This is a genomic window from Edaphobacter sp. FHG110511_03 (genome assembly GCF_059115365.1).
Genome location: NZ_JBZYWL010000002.1, coordinates 529467 through 549770, shown reverse-complemented (window position 1 = coordinate 549770; position 20304 = coordinate 529467). Strand labels below are relative to the sequence as shown.

11 protein-coding genes are annotated in these 20304 nt (G+C 52.4%); 4 read left to right on the top strand and 7 right to left on the bottom strand.

Features of this window, described 5'->3' with window-relative positions; translation table 11 throughout:
• Positions 1 to 53: 53 nt before the first annotated feature.
• From AC5S26_RS11710 to AC5S26_RS11700, 3 genes are read right to left on the bottom strand one after another with little or no spacing between them, the layout of a single operon-like run.
• Entirely contained in the window at positions 54 to 2270 is a 2217-nt protein-coding gene (locus AC5S26_RS11710; RefSeq protein ID WP_494185072.1) for an amylo-alpha-1,6-glucosidase, read from the bottom strand.
• Between the two features lie 4 nt (positions 2271 to 2274).
• Entirely contained in the window at positions 2275 to 3354 is a 1080-nt protein-coding gene (locus AC5S26_RS11705; protein ID WP_494185071.1) for a glycosyltransferase family 4 protein, read from the bottom strand.
• Positions 3355 to 3367: 13 nt separating this feature from the next.
• Positions 3368 to 4786, bottom strand: a complete 1419-nt coding sequence (locus AC5S26_RS11700; RefSeq protein ID WP_494185070.1) for a hypothetical protein — start codon at positions 4784 to 4786, stop codon at positions 3368 to 3370.
• A gap of 254 nt (positions 4787 to 5040) precedes the next feature.
• On the opposite strand from AC5S26_RS11700, the gene AC5S26_RS11695 reads away from it, so the two are divergent.
• Entirely contained in the window at positions 5041 to 6264 is a 1224-nt protein-coding gene (locus tag AC5S26_RS11695; protein WP_494185069.1) for an FG-GAP repeat domain-containing protein, read from the top strand.
• 167 nt (positions 6265 to 6431) lie between these two features.
• On the opposite strand, the gene AC5S26_RS11690 is transcribed toward AC5S26_RS11695, so the two are convergent.
• The 4 genes from AC5S26_RS11690 to AC5S26_RS11675 all read right to left on the bottom strand — a co-directional run bounded on the left by AC5S26_RS11690 (position 6432) and on the right by AC5S26_RS11675 (position 12352).
• Positions 6432 to 7913, bottom strand: a complete 1482-nt coding sequence (locus AC5S26_RS11690; protein WP_494185068.1) for a hypothetical protein — start codon at positions 7911 to 7913, stop codon at positions 6432 to 6434.
• Positions 7914 to 8073: 160 nt separating this feature from the next.
• Positions 8074 to 8535: a response regulator gene (locus AC5S26_RS11685; RefSeq protein ID WP_494185067.1), complete on the bottom strand. Its 462-nt coding sequence runs from the start codon at positions 8533 to 8535 to the stop codon at positions 8074 to 8076.
• 62 nt (positions 8536 to 8597) lie between these two features.
• Complete coding sequence (locus AC5S26_RS11680) at positions 8598 to 10064, bottom strand: PAS domain S-box protein (RefSeq protein WP_494185066.1); 1467 nt, start codon at positions 10062 to 10064, stop codon at positions 8598 to 8600.
• A gap of 1520 nt (positions 10065 to 11584) precedes the next feature.
• Positions 11585 to 12352, bottom strand: a complete 768-nt coding sequence (locus tag AC5S26_RS11675) for an outer membrane protein (RefSeq protein WP_494185065.1) — start codon at positions 12350 to 12352, stop codon at positions 11585 to 11587.
• Between the two features lie 248 nt (positions 12353 to 12600).
• On the opposite strand from AC5S26_RS11675, the gene AC5S26_RS11670 reads away from it, so the two are divergent.
• The 3 genes from AC5S26_RS11670 (at position 12601) to AC5S26_RS11660 (ending at position 20273) form a co-directional block, all read left to right on the top strand.
• Positions 12601 to 15591, top strand: coding sequence for an RNA polymerase sigma factor (locus AC5S26_RS11670; protein WP_494185064.1), 2991 nt, complete (start codon positions 12601 to 12603; stop codon positions 15589 to 15591).
• A 2-nt stretch (positions 15592 to 15593) separates the two neighbouring features.
• On the top strand, positions 15594 to 18797 hold the full coding sequence (locus tag AC5S26_RS11665; RefSeq protein ID WP_494185063.1) for a TonB-dependent receptor: 3204 nt from the start codon (positions 15594 to 15596) through the stop codon (positions 18795 to 18797).
• Positions 18798 to 19391: 594 nt separating this feature from the next.
• Positions 19392 to 20273, top strand: a complete 882-nt coding sequence (locus AC5S26_RS11660; protein WP_494185062.1) for an aldo/keto reductase — start codon at positions 19392 to 19394, stop codon at positions 20271 to 20273.
• Positions 20274 to 20304 lie beyond the last annotated feature (31 nt).

The following is a 20304-nucleotide window of genomic DNA, read 5'->3' as shown; positions in this document are numbered from 1 at the left end:
CCAGTTCGGCGCTTTCCAGCCCTTGTCCATTTGTGCGTACGCTCAACCACGTGTTATTTCATAATAACCACAGGAATATTGCTCACATTCGACCTCACCGTCACGCTGACATCATCACCAATCCCAGCTACGTCGAAATCCAAGGTCGCATCCTCCACCTGAAGATTGGTAATTCGCACATCTTTCAGGAAGCTGGGAAGGGTAGGTCGATCCAGGATCACTTGCTTTTTGATTCCGTCAACGTGGATTCCAAGGCATGCTTGGAAAAGCATCAAGAGCGAAGCTGCAGACCAGGCCTGCGGTGCACATGCCACTGGATAAAGTACGGGACCGCCTCCAGCCTCCTGTGAAAATCCGCAAAACAGCTCAGGCATACGATGCAGATCGAAGTACATAGCTGCTCCAAAGAGCCCTTCAAACACCCGCGCCGATTTCTGACCCAATCCATACTGGGCCATCCCATGTGCGATCAAGGCATTGTCATGTGGCCATACACTCCCATTGTGGTACGACATCGGATTAAACCTGGCTTCAGAGCTGCTTATCGTTCTGACGCCCCAGCCTGAAAAGCAATCCTTGGATAGCATCTTTTCCGCAACGAGAGTAGCCCTCCTGGGAGTTGCAATGCCAGTGAAGAGGCACTGACCTGCGTTCGAGCTGACAACGCAACACTGTCTCTTATCACCGTCCAGAGCCATCACATACATAGACATCTCTTCGCACCAAAACTCGTCATTGAACCGGTTTCGTAGGCGTTCCGCCTTGCGCACGAACTCTATAGCGTCGACCTTATGACGGAGAGCATGGGCTAGTTTTGCAGCAGCTCGAAAGGCTGCATAGGCATATCCCTGTACTTCGCAAAGTGCAATCGCACCCTCTGCAGTAGAACCGTCCCAATGGAAGACAGCATCGTCCGCATCTTTCCAGCCTTGATGAATCAAGCCGTCGGCAGAGCTCCGCTGGTACTCCAGAAACCCATCCCCATCCTTATCTCCGTAGAGTGTCATCCATTCCAAAGCAGCATTTATATTCGGCCATATCTCTTCGATAAAGCCGATATCGCCTGTTCGTTCATAGTAGGCGCCGGCCAGCGCAACAAAGAGTGGCGTGGCATCGACGCTTCCGTAATAACGGCCGTACGGCATCTCTTTCAGCGCAGCCATCTCGCCACTACGAGTCTCGTGCAAGATCTTGCCTGGCTCCGCGTCCTGCTCTGCAATGACATCTGTCGCCTGCGTAGCAGCGAGATATGCGAGTACTCCTCTTGCGAGGTCCGGGCGCATCCACAAACATTCCCAAGCCGTAATGAGCCCATCTCTTCCGAAAGGGGTGTTAAACCATGGCACCCCTGCATACGGATAGGGTCCGGTTGCCAGCGGAGTAATCATCATGTGCAAATCAGATAATGCACGATCCATCAGCGCATTGAACTGACCATTTGAAGATGTCAGGCAACAGGAGTTTGACTTCTGCGCGTGAATCTCTGAAAGGACCATCACTCGGGCTTTATCAATTTCAAGCGGTTTTGCCCTTCCGCGTAAAGCACGTTGACAGGCAATCGTTGTCGTAATCACGAAGCTCGCACCCTGCTCCAGCCTGATCTGGTATGACGCCTGCGATTTGCTTATCTCCGTGGGAGCCTTATCAAAGGCGATATGCGTTGAACGAGCTTCTCCGTCGAGTCCCTCGTAGTGCAACGTAACTGCGCTTTTCTCCACTTCTGGAACACCATGAATGCCACGCCTCTTTCTGGACATACCGCGAACCTCATATATATCCATAAAGTCCGCGCAATAACGAAGAGAAAGAACTATCTCCGCGGCTTCGAAAGCATAGTTCTCTAACTTGATTTCGGAATAACAAGTCGCTTCAAATAAAAATATCTTCCGCGATATATGGATCGAACTCGCCGCTAGATAAAGCTCTCCGTTCTGAAATAGATCAGAATTCGTTAGGTTCACAACAAGTTGATCGTTGTCATCGCGCACCGTAGAACCTAAGAGCATAGGAGTTGCACGATTCAGGTCCATCACAAAGCCAGATAAAAATCGCGTTCCGTCGTAGTAAAGGCCGTCTTCGCCGGTTGCGGCAGGACGTATATCACCATGGTGATCAAAGACGGCAAAGGTGTCCCCATGCTTGAGCGAGCGCACACGGTTACTGGCCCTCTCGGCATTTGCCAAGATATGTTGTGGGTCATTTGTCGCAACATTAGCGTCAGACTGCGAGTTCAGCATCGCGCAAATGTTCAAAGTAGTCATATTACTCATCGCCTCACCTCATTGCAGCAAGGGAAAATTGTTCTTCACTCAAAGAAGAGTGCAAACCTCGCGCGACCTTCTCATAGATGCGGAGATAGTCGGTCGCCATTCTATGGGAGCAGAAATTTGCTACAAATGTACGGCGGCAATCTTCACGCCGGATCTTGCCCAGCATCGGCACGCAGGAGGCAGCCTCTTCCAGACTGTCGACAATAAAGCCATTGACCCCATTCTCGATTATTTCGGGCACCGAACCGTTGTTCCATGCGATCACCGGAGTTCCGCAAGCCAAGGCCTCGATCATCACAAGTCCAAAAGGTTCAGGCCAATTGATGGGAAAGAGAAGTCCTCGGGCTCCGCCAAGAAATTCATCTTTGGCTGTCCCCCCCACCTCGCCCACAAACTCAACAAGGCCAACGTTACTGTCGAGCATCGGACGGATGATCGATTCGTAGTAGCGCCTGTCCTCGTCATAGATCTTGGCTGCGATCTTCAATTGCAATCCTGTACGCCGCGCTATCTCGATCGCGCGATCTACACCCTTGTCGGGCGAAATGCGTCCCAGAAAGGCTAGGTACCCATTCTGTTCAGGGTTAAATGCATGCAGATCTTCCGGTAGTCCGTGATACACGGTTCCGCACCATGCTGCACTTTCTAGAGCGCCTCGTTGGCTGTTTGAGATGGAAACAAGCGGAACATCAGGATACTCTCGAAGTAAGTTTTCTAAATCATGGGGATGAATCATCCCGTGAAGAGTTGTAACGCTGGGACATCGATAATGATGGACAAGCGGGAAGTGGATGTAATCACAGTGAAAATGAATTACATCGAATCTGGAAACATCGTCAAATACAAGCTTCATCATGCGAATGTGATGTGGTAGAGTCTCGCGACATTGAGGATCTCTCCAAAGAGCTTTATCGCAAACTGGGACAAGCCTGGCATTCGTCTGGGAGTCTCCGCTCGCGAATAACGTTACTTCGTGTCCCATCCGAACGAGTTCTTCCGTCAACCAAGAAACGACTCGTTCAGATCCACCATATAGAGCCGGTGGAACGCTTTCGAACAAAGGCGCCACCTGTGCTATGCGCATCTCATCGCTCCAATTATCGAGTACTTTGTCCGATCTTTCTCATCGGAAGGCCGCTGCGGCGTTTTTGGAAATAGCAAATCTCAACGAGAGTGGGCCACAATTCAAGAGATGACTTGATGGCAGCAATCGAATCGTCCACGATCCGGAGAAGATTGTGTTGAAAAAAATCTGACTCAAAACCATAGAAGGCCTTCTCAAGATTTGCAGCGAACAGCCTTAAGGAGTCTTTACGTTCCTGACTCTTTGCTCGCTCCTGTGTCTTTAAGGCGCGATGGTGTAACGCGGTGATCTTTTCCAGAATTTCTTCCGCATCCTGTGCAGTAACTTCACCAGCGTAGTCAAATGCAACGCCAAGCTCATCAATGCTTGTGATGGACGATTTGATCTTCCTTTTGAGGAAATTTGCAATCTCCTCATTAAGGACTTCCGATGCTGGTGGGTTCCGCATGTAGTTGCTTTTTGTATGGTGTTGAGCGGCATCTACATGGGCTGCAACCATACCATCCTGCTGAATCCACATCCTGTAGATGTAGTCTTCAAAACGCAACCTCGTCGGGAAAAAGGGTGGAAGACCAAAGGTATTGTCGTAGCCTGCCACACCACAGTCCATGCGCCAGTTCTTGTTTGTAAGTACCGGACGAAAGTTGACGAGGACATAGAGGTCATTCAAGCTGTCGAGGCTTGTCTGCTGCTCATCGTCAAGGAACATGTCGACAAAGTCGATCGCGTCGATATCGTTCGTTCCGGAACGAAAAGTCTGTGCAATTTTGACAACGGCGTCATCCTGGACCTGTCCTCGCTGTAGAGTCAAGGTGTTATCAGTGGCCAGTCCTTTTGTGGCGTTTGTTTCCAGGTCCATCGCCGTATCGATCAGAAGCTCGCCGCGCTCATAATTGTCGGGCACTTCGGAGGCCTGTTTCCCCAACACGTCGAAGAAGGCAGACATGATGTCGAACGACTTGCGTACATAGCCGTTTTTTCCGACCTTGTGCAGGCGACCTCGACTAATCTCATCATCATCGAGAGATTCCGGACTATCTTCCATCAACGAGTAGGGACGCATATCGTCATCGGAACTGACCATTAATCCACCGAGTGAGTACATGAGGGAATAATTCCGATTGCCCCCGTAACTAGGCCGGAAGATGTTTTTAACCAGGGGTTCTAAGCGCTTGTTTCTGAGGCGGGAATTGAGGTAGCTGAGAAATGCTTCTTTTTCGCGGGGACCGACATAGAATAGTTCTGATCGGGTATGAATTTGTTCTAGCAGAGGTAGATATTTTTCTTCGTTTGCGGGTGTGGAATCGTCGAATATGATGATTTGTGGGGAGTGCCCATTCCTCCAAAAATGTTCATCGTATTCATGGATCGTTTCTCCTACATCTCGTAATCGGTGGGTCGGTATTACAAAATATTGCTCAGACTCTGTCATAAGCTCCTAATGTGCTGTCTCGAAATGTGGTAATCCGTGGCAGCTACATCAAGATCTGATCCTAGCAAGTAAAAAATAAAGATTGCGTAAGAGCCGGGGTTTTTCTTTAGCTAAAAAAGCATAAAAGAACTGTAAGAATAAGCTATGCCTGCTTAGTGCTTTTCTACGATTTACTGACAAAACTGGTCAAGTTTTGCGAAAGACCAAATCATCGTATTTACTGGCATCGTTACAAGTCGGTCTATATGGAGGCGATGGTGTCCGAGCCTGTTCTTGACCTGCGCTTCAAAGATAAGAAGGTAGGCTCGCTGGCATCGGTGTTGCTTGCAGCTGTTCTGTTAGCTCAGGCGCAACCGGCATCGACCCCGGTACTGCGTTCTTTCGAACGCATTCTGCTGCTTGAAGAGAAAGGGGAAACCTCAGCCGGCGTGAGCGTGGGTGACCTCAACGGAGACGGCCTACCGGATATCGTCCTTGGCAAAGGGCGGCACTGGCCGCTCTTCAATCGAGTGCTCTTGAACAATGGCCATGGCGGCTTCATCACCAGTAACCTGGGGGCGAGGCCCGATCGCACCTATTCAGCAGCGCTTGCCGATGTCGATGGCGACGGCCAGCTGGACATTGTGGTCAGCAACGATGCGCCTGATCGCAAACTTGTCTACCTGAATGACGGCAAGGGCCACTTCACTGAATTCGGCACGTTCGGCGATCCCAAGTGGAGCACACGGTACGTGACCCTGGCGGACCTCAACGGCGACGGCCATCCAGACATAGTGGCCGCCAACCGCGGCGACTATCCGGACTTGGTAGACGGAAAACCCGGTAAAGGCCCCCACATCCCCACTCCGAGTTTCCTCTGCCTCAACGACGGCAAGGGCCGTTTTCCAGCATGCGACGCGCTCCCGACAGAATCGGCAACATCCATCGTAGCGGCGGACCTCGATGACGATGGAGCGCTCGATCTGTTCGTGCCTCATCGCGACGGCGGGCAAAGCATCGTGCTTTGGAACGACGGCAAGGGGCACTTCCCAACCTCGACCAAGGTGGGGGCAGCCAAAGCTTGGATTCGCATGGGCGCGGCCGGCGATCTCGACGGCGACGGGCGGCCGGATCTAGCGATCATAGATGAACGCCTCAGAGCGACCTTCATCCTCTTCAATCGCGGCGGCCGCAACTTCGGAGAATCGATCCGGCTTCCCGGCCCGGAGCGGCCGCCGTACTGCCTGGCGATCGCCGACCTGAATCGCGACAAGCGGCCGGACATCATCGTGGGCTACGTGGAGAAGCCCGGATCGGTCTACTTCAACGCCGGGCATGGCCGCACGTTCCACGAGGTCCCCTGGAACGACGGCAAGGGTACCGTATACGGCGTGGCCTTCACCGACTTCAATGGAGACGGTTGGCCGGACATCGTAGCGGCGCGCTCCGATGCTCCCAATGGCATCTGGTTCAATACGAAACCGGGCACCGAGCGCTAACTCTCTATGACCACAAAAAGGACCGCAACCGTCGCGTGCTACTCGTTTTGATTCTGTCAGGGCGAGTTGGCTCTAGCCCCGGCGCCAACAGCATCATGGATGAGTCCTCGGAAGTCAGCTTACCGGCAGTGAGAATTCGCCGCGATTTGCTTAATCGAAGATTTGCATCAGCTAAGCCCGATCTCTTTGAGTGCCACACCAGCCGCCCGCAGATTTTCGAGCTTCATCTCGGAGTATTTACGCGACAGGATCACGCCCTCCGCTCCTCCCCGGAATGCTGCAAGCACGACAGCTTTGGTTCCAGCCGATGTGCACTTGGCGTTTCCGTTCGCCGTCGGGATATCAATATCAATACCTGGCCACAGCTTTGTTTTTGAGTCTTTCAGCGCCTCTTTAGCGCGCTTCGTCTCGCGATAGACATAGTCTGCAGAAAAGCCAATTGCGGGAAGCTCCTTCAGTTCAGCTTCTTTGCCATAGTCCAACACTCGATAGTGAAACTCCAGGAGCTCCTGCTTCGGAACATCCGAGAGATATGAGCTTCCGACGCTGTTGATATAGTCTGCCATGCGTTCGCCAGCGCAATTCTGATACATGACAATCTTCAGGAAGTCAGAGTAAGGAGCCATCTCCGCGAGGTCCTGCTCCGCACGGTAGATGGGATTGAACGAGTTGTTATGCCAGACATGCCAGCCGACGCCGAGCTTAGGGTTGATCCCCTTCACTCGATCGTAGATTGCCTTTTGCGCCTCACGCAGGCTGGAAGTCCACAAACTCTCCCATGCCAGCATCTCAGGGTAACGCAACATCAGACGCCAGAATTCGACATAGCTGCCGTCGACGGGACGAACACCCTTGCGGCTTGCCAACACAAACTTTTCGAGTTCAAGGAAGCCTTGTTTGGCCCGCTCCGGATTGACGCCTTGGCGACGTGCCTTCGCGTAGCAGAACTCGCAGAAACATGTGGCGGTCGATGGCTGCGGATGACCGTGACTTGCACCAAGAACATTAGACAAAGCTCCCTGACGCTCAGAGCCCCACATGATGCCGTCGATGTCGTACGACCGAGACCAGTCTTCGGCGATATCCTGAAGCCAGGATAGATAGTCGGGATTATTGAAGCAGAGAGTGACAGCCTTTTTGCCCGAAAGCTCGACTTCTTGCAGTTTCTCGATATTAGGCAGGCCGCGACGGAACACATCCTCATACCAGCAGATCGTCTTCATGCCGCGCTTCTTCGCTTCGGGAATCACCTGTTCGAGTACGTCAAAGCTTCCAAGATCAGGTGCCCGAAAGTCTTTGAAGGCTGTATTGGTGTAATACTTCGGATTGACCTTGGTATACGAACCTCCGAAGAAAGTGTCGGTGTCGTACTTCTGGCTACCGTGATCGGGCAGCGGTTGCCCGGGTACCTGACGTCCGGCGATGCCCCGACCGTACGTAAAGGTGGCGACGAATAGCGTGTTGACAGAAGCGCTCTGCTGACACTCGTCGAGAACCTTCGAAACGCCCTCGTCAGCGAAGGAGACGGCTCCTACTTGAATGCCGATCATCTTCTCCTGCTTTGCCGGATCAAGCGCAAAACCGGCATCGGGGAGCGACGCTGCTACGACCGTTCCTACTGCATTCTGCAGAAATAACCTGCGATCCATCCTTACCTCCGTTTGATAGGTTCAAAGTTAGCAATTGTCAGATGGCGACATGTTACCAATTGGCCTATCGGTCGCGTCGCTCAATTTCCTTCTCAGGTTCAGACGGTTGGCGTGAAGGAATACAGTTCGCGGGAATACCGATGATTGAAACGGACCACTGTCAGGCAATACCCTTCAGAGCTTCAATGAGCCGCAATGGATGAACTGGCTTCGCCAATAATGGAAATTCGTAACCCTGGGAATGTCCTTGTTGGAGAATGTCTGAGGTTCCCACTTGGCCGGAAAACAGTAGTATCTTTGTGCTCGGAAGCATCTTGGTGATTGCGATCGCTAACTCGACGCCATTCATAACTGGCATCATCACGTCTGTGAGAAGATAATCGGGATGAAACGAACGAGCTGTTTCCAGTGCTTCCCAACCGTCATACGCCGTCCTTGTCCTGAAGCCGGCAGAACGGAGGATAGCCTCTGTTGTATCGGCGAGAAGTCTTTCATCATCGACGATAAGAACTCTAGGTGTGACCGGATCATCTTCTACACGATCGGATTCAGCTGCCGATGGTCCTGGAGCGCGCCGTACAGGCTCATCCGGAAGAAAATATTCCCATGCCTCAGTCGCCAATTTGTTCCTCCTCAGCTATCGGCCTCAGGTCCGTTGGGACTCTTCGATTTTCCCTCTAAACCTCAAAAAGGCAGGTAGATCGTAACAATGGTACCGCTCCGTCGAGAATCAACGGTGCTGGAGATAGAGATCTGACCCCCGTGACGTTCGACAAGCTGTCTTCCTACCCACAGCCCAATTCCCGTTCCAAGGTTTCCCTTGGTTGTAAAGAAGGGTTCAAAAACCTTGCTGAGATTTTCGCGGCTGATGCCGCACCCGGTGTCGCTAATGATCGTCTGAATACCATCGCTCTCCATCTTCATCGTCCGAGAAAGAGAGATCGACAAGGTGCCACCCTGCGGCATTGAGTCGATCGCATTTGACACCAGATTTGAGAACACCTGAATGATCTCTCCAGAGCGAACCTTGATTTTGCGTAGATCATTGAACTTACTTTCCACGCTGACATTATGAACGAGCAACTTGCTCCGATAGACAGAGAGCACGTTTTCCATCAAGTCGTGGAGGTAAACCTCCATCGGTGATCCGTTGTCCCGGTAGTAGCCGAGCGTCTGCCGGGCAATGTGGGAGACGCGTTCGAGCTCGCTTTCGGCTGTAGTAAGGAAATTCTGAACTTCTTCCCTTGTCATGGAATTCTGACGGGCGAGAAAGATCAGGTTCATCACGGATGCGAGGGGGTTGTTGATCTCATGGGCGATGGCTGCTGCCATGCGGCCGGTCGCCGCAAGTTTCTCCGACTGGATGAGAATCTTCTCCATCTTTTTCCGGTCGGAAATATTGCGTGCAATTTTAGACGCGCCGATGATCTCGCCTACACTGTTGCGGATCGGGGAGATCGTCACCGAGACATCAAGGGATTCTCCGTTTTTGCCGAGCCGCGTCGTCTCATAGTGTTCGATTTTTTCGCCCGACCTGAGTTTGCGGAGAATCTCGTCCTCTTCGTAGTGCAACTCGGTTGGAATCAGCCGCAAGATGGATTGTCCTATAATTTCGTCTTCTGTGTAGCCAAAAAGAAGGAAGGCGCCCTTGTTCCAACTGGTGATAACACCATTCAGGGTCTTGCCGATGATGGCATCGTCGGCAGAGTCAACGATCGCAGCTAGCCGAAAGCGGCTTTCATCAGCCTGCAGCCATTCAGAGGTATCTCTGGCGATCTGCGAAGTGCCAACGATGATCCCGGCACCATCCCCCATCGGAAAGATGGTTATGGAGACTGGAAATCTCTCTCCATTCCTGCTGATTCCAGTTGTTTCGTAGTGCTCAACGTGCTCTCTGGCAAGGAGCTTTTCCTCCTCGCTGTGCAGTTCCGGTGCAATGAGTCGCAGAATCGATTGCCCTACGATCTCGGAAGCCGTATATCCAAAAATGTGATGAGCGCCTTCGTTCCAACTGGAGATCATCCCGTTCACATCCTTGCTGATGATTGCGTCATCCGACGAATCGATAATCGCGGCAAGAAATGTCCGAGCGTCCTCAGATAACGCGTCAAATCCACTGAATCCTTCTGGGTACGTCTTCGTCTTATCCAAAATGCGCTGGCTCCAAGATGTATGCTGGCAACGAACAGTAGGTATAACCTCAAAAGTTCAGATGCCAATATCGACTTCCAAGTGTACGTGATCACCGAATCCTCAACGAAGGCGCTGATTGTGCATGAGCGAATAGGCTTTGCGGAAAAGAGAAATATCCCTCCGAACCAACCTGAAGAGAAGAGCCAGCTTGATTTTCTACAGAGAATCGCCGCGGGCCTGTTACTACATCGTTAGCGTCTCTTATAGAAAGAAGGGTTCGAGGTAGCTAAGACTACGACCTTTCAGATTTCTCAATTAGGCTGCAACTTCATCCCAGGGGAGGAACCGGCTTCTACCGCGAGAACGTCATCAACGAGGCAGGGAAGGGGAGAACCGGCGTGGTGAGTCATGGTTACCAGGTTTTTTTGCAAACTAAAAGTCCCAAGGAACTGGCATCGATGTTGGGCTCACAGGAATATTGATCAGCTTATCGGTCGTGCTGTCGCTGGTAATCTGCGACGTCGTGGTTCTCTCTTCCAGCGCATGTGGAACAAAGTCGGTCGACAGCTGGCAAATGCTGCCCGGGATCGAGAACACGGACCCAGGTTCACAAAGAAAGTACCAACATCCCCTAACCAGCTCCACTGAAGCTCATTCAGCGGATCGTCCTCTGGTATTCGTGATCATTACCACTCGATCGCCCATGTACCTTCAAATGGGTTGAATCAACTGGGTAAAACCTATGTCAAGCCCCCTTCAGGGCAGCCTGTCTGTCGTTCGAGAGCTAAATCAAGAAAGCAAAGGAGTTATCTACACCGAGCCAATGGTCTTTAAGATGCCGAATCGTCGCTTCGATCCCGGTAAAATAGAGAGAGAGGAGGAAAGAGCGCAAAGATGCCTACCTCTCTTCATAAATCATTTATGTTGAATAATTTATGTGCAAAGTGTTCAAACAAAAGACTTTGCTTGGGAAGTCCTGGCTTAAGTCGCTTTGTTTGAATACTTTGCGCAAAATAGTACGGGGGATACCCCGCCCGTGAGTCTTCAATCCCGAGCTTCATCCATGACCGTGATTAGGCTCTGGCTCCTGGCCACTTAACCTGGGATTAGGATCCTGCGAATGCAGGACCCTCCAGAGTTTGCGAAGAAACTCCGGGACGCGGGAAGCGACTATCTTGTTTTGACTCACGATGGCAAAACATGCTCTGCACAAAGTGAGCATGTCTCGTTCATCTTCAGTATCAGGATGAATAGGATGAACTGCGATAGTTACCTCCCTCTCATCTCGATCACAGCCGCGACACCGGTACCGATCTCTTCTGAGCACGTAACGTCGGCGATTTGAAGTCTCTCGTTGGTTTGTCCAGTCTCTCGGTCGTACATCGCTGTGTCCTGGCGGAGAAAGAATGGAGATGGGAGTAAAGGTTAGAAACGACATCCGAAGTCTGCGTTGAGAAAAGCGAAAGCCAAATGCGAATTCCATGAGTGATCCTATTTCAGTTGATGGATTGTAATGAGGGCACAACGGGAGATCCTCTCTACTTGGAGAGACGCGCCATCCGCACTGATTTTCTGCCGCCGAAGGTGTAGGTCAAACTCACCGCAGGCTGGTTGGTCACCGTAAACATTCGTGTGACTGGAGCATAATTTACAGTCGCCGCGAAATCAGGACTCTTATAGAACAGTCCACGATATTCAGCCCTCAGACTGAGATGCTCTGTAAGGCGGTAGTTCATCCCTACACCGAAGACCATCGTTGGGCGGATCTGTTTGTTGTACGCATCTACGTGAGTGAAAGGTACGAAGAACAAGCCGCCGCCGCCGAATTGAGCGAACGTGCTGAAGCGCTGAGTCCGTGGGCCTTGCGCCACCATAGCAACCGTCGTCTCAATAACGTTGGTCCCGATCGATCCGCGCGTAAAGGTCGAGGTTGGAGCAATCGAAGTCGCCGATGGGATAAAGGTGGTTCCATCGGAATAGTTTTCCGTGAAACGCGTATAGCCGACGTTTACGTTGTAGCCAATCCATCGTGTGAACTGTTGGTGGAATGTTCCCAGCACTCCTGCGGAAGGGGAGGCGCTTTGAGATGCCTGCGTCGTGTAGAGACCGTTGCTGAATTGCTGCGAGGTGGTGGGAATGCGTGCCTGGGTCAGTTGTCCGAAGATACCGACGGAGACATCCACGCCAGAGACAACATTCTTCCTCTGCGTTTGAGGGGCTTGTGCCGTCGCTTTGTTCGCGTCGGCTTGAATCAGAATAAACAGAGGAAGTGCGACATGCAGAAGTGAGGCAAAGCGGAATTGCAAAGTGAATAGACTCCTTTGAGACGTTCACTCATAAAGAGGAGTCAGGCGTCTCAATCTACCCTTTGCGGCACAAAAATTCTTACAATCGGACGTTACCTGCGGAGCAATTCATATAAGTAATTGAATATAATATGGTTACGCTAATAACCTTGGGTCGCCTTCGCACCATGTTCTGGAAGAAATGCGATCCGAAATTAATTTGAAGGGATAGGGTAGATTTGCCTTTTTTACCCGCTCCATAGAGGTAGATGCAGAGACTTGAACCTCAGCGAAGTAAACAGGCGCAGCCCGTAGACATCGAGTGCTTGCTCAAAGCCCGATACAGCCAACTGATGGCCTGGGGGCAGAGTTTGACTCGCGGTGATGTCGGTAAGGCCCAGGATATCGTTCAGGAGCTCTGCCTTTATTTCACGTTGAAGCGACCAGATCTCAGCGAAGTTGAAAATGTGGAGGGTTACCTCTACATCTGCCTTCGACACATCTACCTTTCAAGTCTTGCTCGTGCCTCACGAGAAGCAAGTCATTTCATCAGCATCGTCGACTTCGATTCTTTTGATTTCGCGATGACTTCCAAGCGGTCCGGGGATCCACTTGAGCGTCAGAACGATCTCCGACGGATCTGTAATTTCTCCATCTGGCGAAAGGAGAAATCGAAGAGCGCCAGTTATTTCATTCTTCACTTCTTCCATGGCTACTCCCGGCAGGAGACAGCTGAACTGGCGCGCCTCCCTATTTCGGCTATTTACAACAAACTGAAGATAGCTCGGCTGGAGATAAAATCCCATCTTGAGGACTCTGGCAAGCTTCGGATCGCCAACCGCGAGGTACCTCCGCCTCCGCCGCGTTCGTGGACGCTACTCTCTGCGCCAGACCTCTTCAAGGAACTACGCGACGCGATCCTCGGTGCACGCCAGCGTAAATGCCTCCACGAGCAACAGCTGCTTGCCTATTATGCTGCTCGGCAACCGGAACCAATTCCTTGCCCTCTGCTCTCCCACATCGTGAGCTGCGAGCGATGCCTTGATCTCATCGATCGCCACTTTCAACGGCCTGGGCTGGCTGACCGCGAGCCTCTCGACAGCACCGGCTTCGCTGAGAATGCGCCGGTACCCAAGCCGAAAGAGGATCCGGAGATTCATGCCTTCAAATTACTTAAGAGGCGCTGGAAACAGGTCTATGAGCATCGACCCAATACGTTATCGATTGCTCACAATGGAAAGATCATTGCTTCTCATGATGTCGTCTCGTCTCAGAGCACCCTTTCGGCACGAATCGTTGATCCGGGGAGGGATCCATTCATCGAGGTTTTCAGCGAGCAAGATGTCCGGCTGGCGGTCTTATCGATAGAAGATCTGCCGCCCGACGGACCAGCCAGGTTAGAACAATGCGTTCAACTGAGCGAGTCGCGCTGGCTGGAACTTCTTGTAACGTTTGACGGCTTAGGACTGCATAGTCAGGTCACATACCATGACGAAGCTCTTGCTTTGGATAACATGTTCGCGACCTCCTACGAAACCGACACAGAATCTCAAAGCCCCCAAGTAATGGCTGAAGCTCCGCCCCAGGCGAGCCTAATCACAGTGTATGGTCAGATCACCCGCGTTCTGCGAGCACTCACTCCAGCGCCCGTACTGGCCTGGGCACTCACGCTCCTCCTGTTCGTTGGTGGGGCGGGTTATCTTCTGCTGCGCCATCAGAATCGACTATTGGATGTCACTACAGTTCTCGACCAGTCAATCAAGGTTGAGGCAGTGGCATCCCAAGGATCGACAGAGCACCAGTTCCTGCGTGTAGAGGAAATAAGTGCCAACGGAGGAACTAAGCAGCGAGGCACAATCGAACTCTGGAAGGATGGTGATGGGAGCAGGTATATCCGTCGTCTTTTTGACACGAAGCATCGCCTCGTCGCAGTTAAATGGCATAACAAGAACGGTACACATTCTCATGTTGAGGAAAGGCAGAATAGATCGAACGATCAAAATGAGCTCCTGGCATCCGATGTCTGGCAGCACGAGCTCTCGGCAGTGGAGTTCCGGAGGCTGGGCGGTCAGGAATCGTTCGTTGCCACGGCGAATGGATATGAACTGACGACGGCACTCCCGGCGAAGGAAAACTCCCATCTCGTATCGGCAACTCTCGTGCTCGATAAGAGCTTTCGGCCTTTCCAGCAGACATTCGAGGTGCGTGATGGCAAACGAACACTTCGACTCCGCTTGATCCAAGTAAGTCTTGAGCGAACCGCCTCTACATCCGTACCTGATTCCAAGTTCGATCTAACCGATCCCACGTCTGGCTCTTCAGCCAGCCTCCGTTCTTCCACCGAGGCGCATTCCTCGGTGGAACTCGACCAGACCGGAGTTCAGGTCGCAGAGCTCCAGATCGCAACGCTCTACCAGCTATATGCGCTAGGCGCCGATGTGGGGCAACCCATCGAAGTAGCAAAAACCCGCGAGGGCCGCCTCCGTATATCTGGATCAGTGGCAGATCCCACTTTGAAACAGCAGATCGTGACACGCTTGAAGAAACTCGAGAGCTCTGAGCTGCTTGATCTCCAACTCAATGAGCCGGCCAATGCAGGGACTCGTCAGACAAACCAAGTGCAGTCAAGCAATACGCTCATCTACGAGATTGGAGAAGCCAAGCCTCTCATTGAGCCGTCTCTACGCGCCTATTTCTCCTCGAAGGACGCCTCTCAAGAGAAGCTGAATTCGACGATAGAACAATATTCACGGCACGTGCTTTTGTTATCGCAGCGTGCACTCCAGGATGCATACGCCTTGCATCGTCTTGGAAGCGTCTTTTCCGCCTCAGATGTGGGCTCCCTCGATCTCGCGTCGCGGAGACGTTGGACGGTGATGGTAGATAGACACTCGACGGACCTCAACAGTGAGCTCGACAGTCTTTCAGAACAACTTGTACCTCTTGATCCTGAGTTTCACAACTCATCTTCCCTGCAGGCATCACCGATCGAGAATGGAGATCAGTTCTTTCAAGTGACGGATGAACTCCTCGACCGAATGCAGGAAGTGAATCAAGTTCTTGGTATCTTGTTTACTGCGAATGCAACACCGACGATCCAAGGAACACCGCATTCTTTGCTCGAAACAGGATTGAGTGCAATGCCTTTGCGTCAAGGAGTCGAGATCGGTCGATTTGTCTCGAAGCTGAAGGCGTCTGATAAAGCTCAATCAAGAACTTCCACCGCAGATGAGAGCATCAGACAGGCGCCTGAGCACTGAAAATGAAGAAAAGGGCCAGAACCATTGATCTCGTATTTCGCGGAGTGAAGAATATTAAGTTCTTGCTTCTGCTCCTCACTCTGCGTGCCGCCGCTCAGGTAAGCACGGCGACCGTCGTGGGCACGGTTCAAGATTCTTCGAATGCTGCGATTCCCAATGCGCAGCTCAAGCTCATGAACGACCAGACAGGCACTGAGAACGATTCAAAGACAGGAGACGATGGTCGATTTCTGCTGACCGGAGTTCTGCCCGGCACCTACCGGCTTTGGATTCAGCGCGCCGGCTTCGCGACGACACAACTCAGCGGAATCACACTAAACATCGGAGATACACGAAACTTTCTGGTCCGCCTCAAAATCGGACCAGTGACGGAATCCGTCACGGTGGATGCAAGTGGCATAGCTCCGAATACCAATGACGCCTCTGTGGCCACCGTGGTCGATCGCCGGTTCGTCAGCACCATTCCGTTGAACGGCCAGAGTTTTCAAGACCTGATCTCGATGACGCCGGGTATCGTCACCCAAACCCCCCAAGCCGCCGGACAGGGCTCTGGCGAGCCGGGAGATTTCAGTGTCAACGGACAGAGTCCAGGCGCCAACTCCTTTTACATCGATGGAGTCTCAGCCAACCTGAGTCTAGGGTATGGACAAAAAGGCTCAGCGATCTCGAGCACCGGTTCTTCCGCCGGTTCGACGGCGCTGGGAACGACCCAGAGTCTGGTATCAGTCGATGCATTACAGGAGCTGCGCGTGCTGACCGCAAACTACTCCGCCGAGTACGGAAGAACTCCCGGAGGTCAGTTCACCTTCCTCACACGTTCCGGCACGGAACAGCTGCACGGAACTTTTTTGGGGACATGGAGGGGATACCAAATTGATGCGTCAGAGCGGTTCGAACACGATCTTCCAAGCCAATCTATTAATCACAACTACATCAATCACAACTTCTCTCAGAACAACGTCGGCGGCACCCTTTCGGGGGCTGCTCGTCTTCCCAAGACATCATATGGACTCGACAAGACTTTCTTCTTTCTCTCCTTCGAACGGCTCAATTTGACACAACTGCCGCCGACAACTCTTTTTTTTGTTCCTTCCTCTGAAGTCCATGCACAAGCTGTACCTTCCGCTTACTATCTCGATTATTTCTTGTCGTCGCCAACCCACGAGCTGTCTACTCCAGACGGTTGGCCTAGCGGTCTTGGCGCCGCGAGCACCGGGTTCCTCGACCCCTTGCCCGCGCATCTCAATGCGTCCAGTGTACGCATCGACCATGTCTTCACGCCGAGGCTGTCGCTTTTTGCGCGCCTTGGGGATATTCCCAGCAACAGCAAGCAATATACCGAGCTACTTCAAACAATAACCGATCGGATCCGAACACAGACATTGACCTTCGGGTTGAACTATCAAACATCTTCAAAGATCAATCATGAGCTTCGCTTTGGGATTGCGCGAAACAGATTAAACTCTGAATCTGCTGCTCAACATGCATTCTCTCGCGGATTCTTTTTGCAGACCTTTAATCAAACTCTTGGCCTGCCATCGGAGTGTCCCCAAATGAGTGGAAACGTGGATGTCGATGTCATTGGTGTCGGCAGTAGCCGCGTCTCTTCCGATTGCAACAGCAGTTCAATTGCGCAATGGAACACCCGGGATACCCTAAGCATCCAGGCAGGCGAGCACCTGCTTAAATTCGGTTTCGATCAGAGGCACCTGGCTGCGCGCATCACGCCATCTGCACTTACCGTTCGTGCATACTTGTTTGACCGCCAGTCCATGGTCGATGGAATCGCCTCCGAGATAGCGATCTCGAAAAACGAGCCAGCGCATCCTGTACTCAATCAGTTCTCTGTCTTCGTCCAGGACGAGTGGAAGCCGTCCCATTCTCTCACCCTCTCTCTTGGGGTCCGCTCTGAAGCGAACCTGGCTCCGCACGGCTCCGACGGCAAAGATGCATACACCACGATCGGCGATGTAGCCCATCCCTCGGCGCTCACAGTAGCGCCACGAGGCACGCCATTATGGAAGGGGTCATGGTTCAACTTTGCCCCGCGTCTCGGCCTCGCCTGGCTCGTGGATTCGCACCCCGAGCGCGAGTTGGTCTTGCGAGTCGGTTCCGGCGTGTTCTTCGACACTGGAGACCGTCCTGCCTTCCGCGCATTTACCGTGGCAGGATTTCATTCGACGACCGTCTTGCAGAACACATCGCTTCCTCTAACGTCCGATCTGCTGGCCAGCGCAGTCGCGACGACCTCTCTGGCTCGTTCTACGACGTTCGTCTTTCCCCAGCATCTTCAGCTGCCGTACAGCCTGCAATGGGATGTAGCGCTCGAGAAGGCACTCGGGCGCAATCAGACGCTGACGGTCTCCTATATCGGATCGCACGGAACGCGGCTGCTCGAAGAGCAGCGGAGGTATATCGCCCCCATCAATCCACAGCTAGGAGATATCGCCTACTTCCCGAACGGAATCACCTCGAACTACCAATCGCTTCAGGTCAAGTTTCAACGTTCGATCGCCCGAGGCGTCCAGGCCCTCGCCTCTTACACCTGGGCGCACTCGCTGGAATACGGATCGACCGACCCGGCATTTTCACTCGTCTATGGAAACTCAGACTACGATGTCCGCCATAACGCCGAGGGCGCTGTCTCATGGGATCTTCCTCAACCCAGGGGGTTGACCTCAAGGTATATGTTCGGAAACTGGGGAATCGAAGGCCGTCTGATCGCGCGCACAGCCTTCCCGGTTACTCTTTTCGGCAATCGCCTTCTCGACCCCGTTACGGGCGAGCGTTACTACAGCGGAGTCGATCGGGTGGCGCATCGGCCACTTTACATCGACGACTCTCAATATCCCGGTGGCCGCATTTTTAACGGTGGCCAGAATGCTGCAAACCCTGCCTTTGTGCTCCCGCAGGGCGGAGGGGCTGGGGATGCACCGCGAAACGCCGTTCGAGGCTTCGACACCGTGCAGACCAACATCGGCGTTCGCAAAGAGGTCCGGCTTCACGAGGGATATACGATTCAATTCGAAGGGGAGACATTCAATCTTCTCAATCATCCCAACTATGGCTATATCGATCCAAACGTTACCGATCTGCTCTTTGGACAGTCGACACGGATGCTGAATCAGAGTTTTGGTGGAAGTGGCGCGCTCTATCAACAGGGCGGACCGCGTTCCGTCCAGCTAGGCTTCCGATTAGTCTTCTAATGGCATTAGCGTGAATTCACGCGTATAAGACTCTGTGTCTCGTGTCAGCCGCCATAACGTTGTTATCTTGACGAGCCCCGGTGGCGCCTCTCGGTTAGCGCATATCGCAAACGCGCTCAACGAGAATCGAAAGTTACATTGCCGATCAGGTCGCCATCTCTCCAGTGATCTTGGATGCAGAAATGCAGCAGTGTTCGGAGATGCTTGTCATGGGACAAGCGATACCCTCTGAAGCCGGCGTCCTTTCGTCGAGTCTCTACTTTGCAAAAAGTAGACCATGGAAATGAGTGAGTTACTCTGTTATCAACAAAGGAACTCGTCGGAAAGCCGACTTTTCAGGCACAAGGGGGAGCTCCGGGTAACCGCCAATCGCGTTCAGAACGCCGCCCAAATTATATTTAGGCGTGACAAATGGTATTTCCGGTCGCTAAAACACTCAAAGAAATGGAGCTATCGGGATCGAGCATCTGATGTAACTCTTTACGATAGCAATACGTCCATATCGTATACAGGACGATGTGAGGATCAACGAGGACCTAATCAATAGCATCGTATTTAGCACTGGAACTCATCAGGCTGTCAGGAGAGACTCGAATGGTTCATTATTCAAGGCGTCATTTTCTGAAAACTGGACTGATTGCTGGAGCCTTCGCCACCACTGGCGAACTGCCCTTGATGGCGGAACGCCGCACGGCGACGGACTGGATCACACTGGGAAAGTCCAACGTAAAAGTCACTCGACTCGCATTTGGGACCGGAAGCTTTAGTGGGCAAGTACAGCGAGATTTAGGACAGGCACAATTCACTAAACTTGTGCGTTACGCCCACGAACGTGGTATTCGCTTTTTCGAGACCGCCGAATCATACGGGGACATGCACAGAATGCTTGGGGTGGCATTGAAAGGTGTTCCGCGAGACAGCTATCGGATTATGTCGAAGGTAACCACGCGTGAAGGAGTGGACCCTCAGAAGAAAATTGATGAGTTGCGGAGACTTGCGAATACCGAATATTTCGACGTGATGTTGTTGCACTGGCAGCATACTTCGACATGGCCGACAGATTCCAGTCGATGGCAAGACGGAATCATGGACGCCCAATTGAAGAGCGCCGTTGCAAGTCACGGCGCCTCGGTCCACGGGCTGCCAGCATTACGTCAGGTCCCGGGAAATAAGTGGCTTGACGTGGCAATGATTCGCGTGAATCACAAAGGCACCAGGATGGACGCTGAAGACTTCAACACGAACGGCCTGGGAAATGTGAACGAAGTTGTAGCCCATGTGAAGCAGGCTCATAAAGAAGGTATGGGCGTAATCAGCATGAAACTAATCGGCGAGGGCACGTTCAATCGCGAGGATCGTCAAGCAGCAATGAAATTTGCTTTCAGGAATGCCGGCGTCGATTGCGTGACGGTCGGCTACAAAAGCACAGCTGAGGTCGACGAGGCCATAGAAAATCTCAATCTTGCACTCGCATAGTGAATTAGGATCACGAAAACGTTCTGGCCGT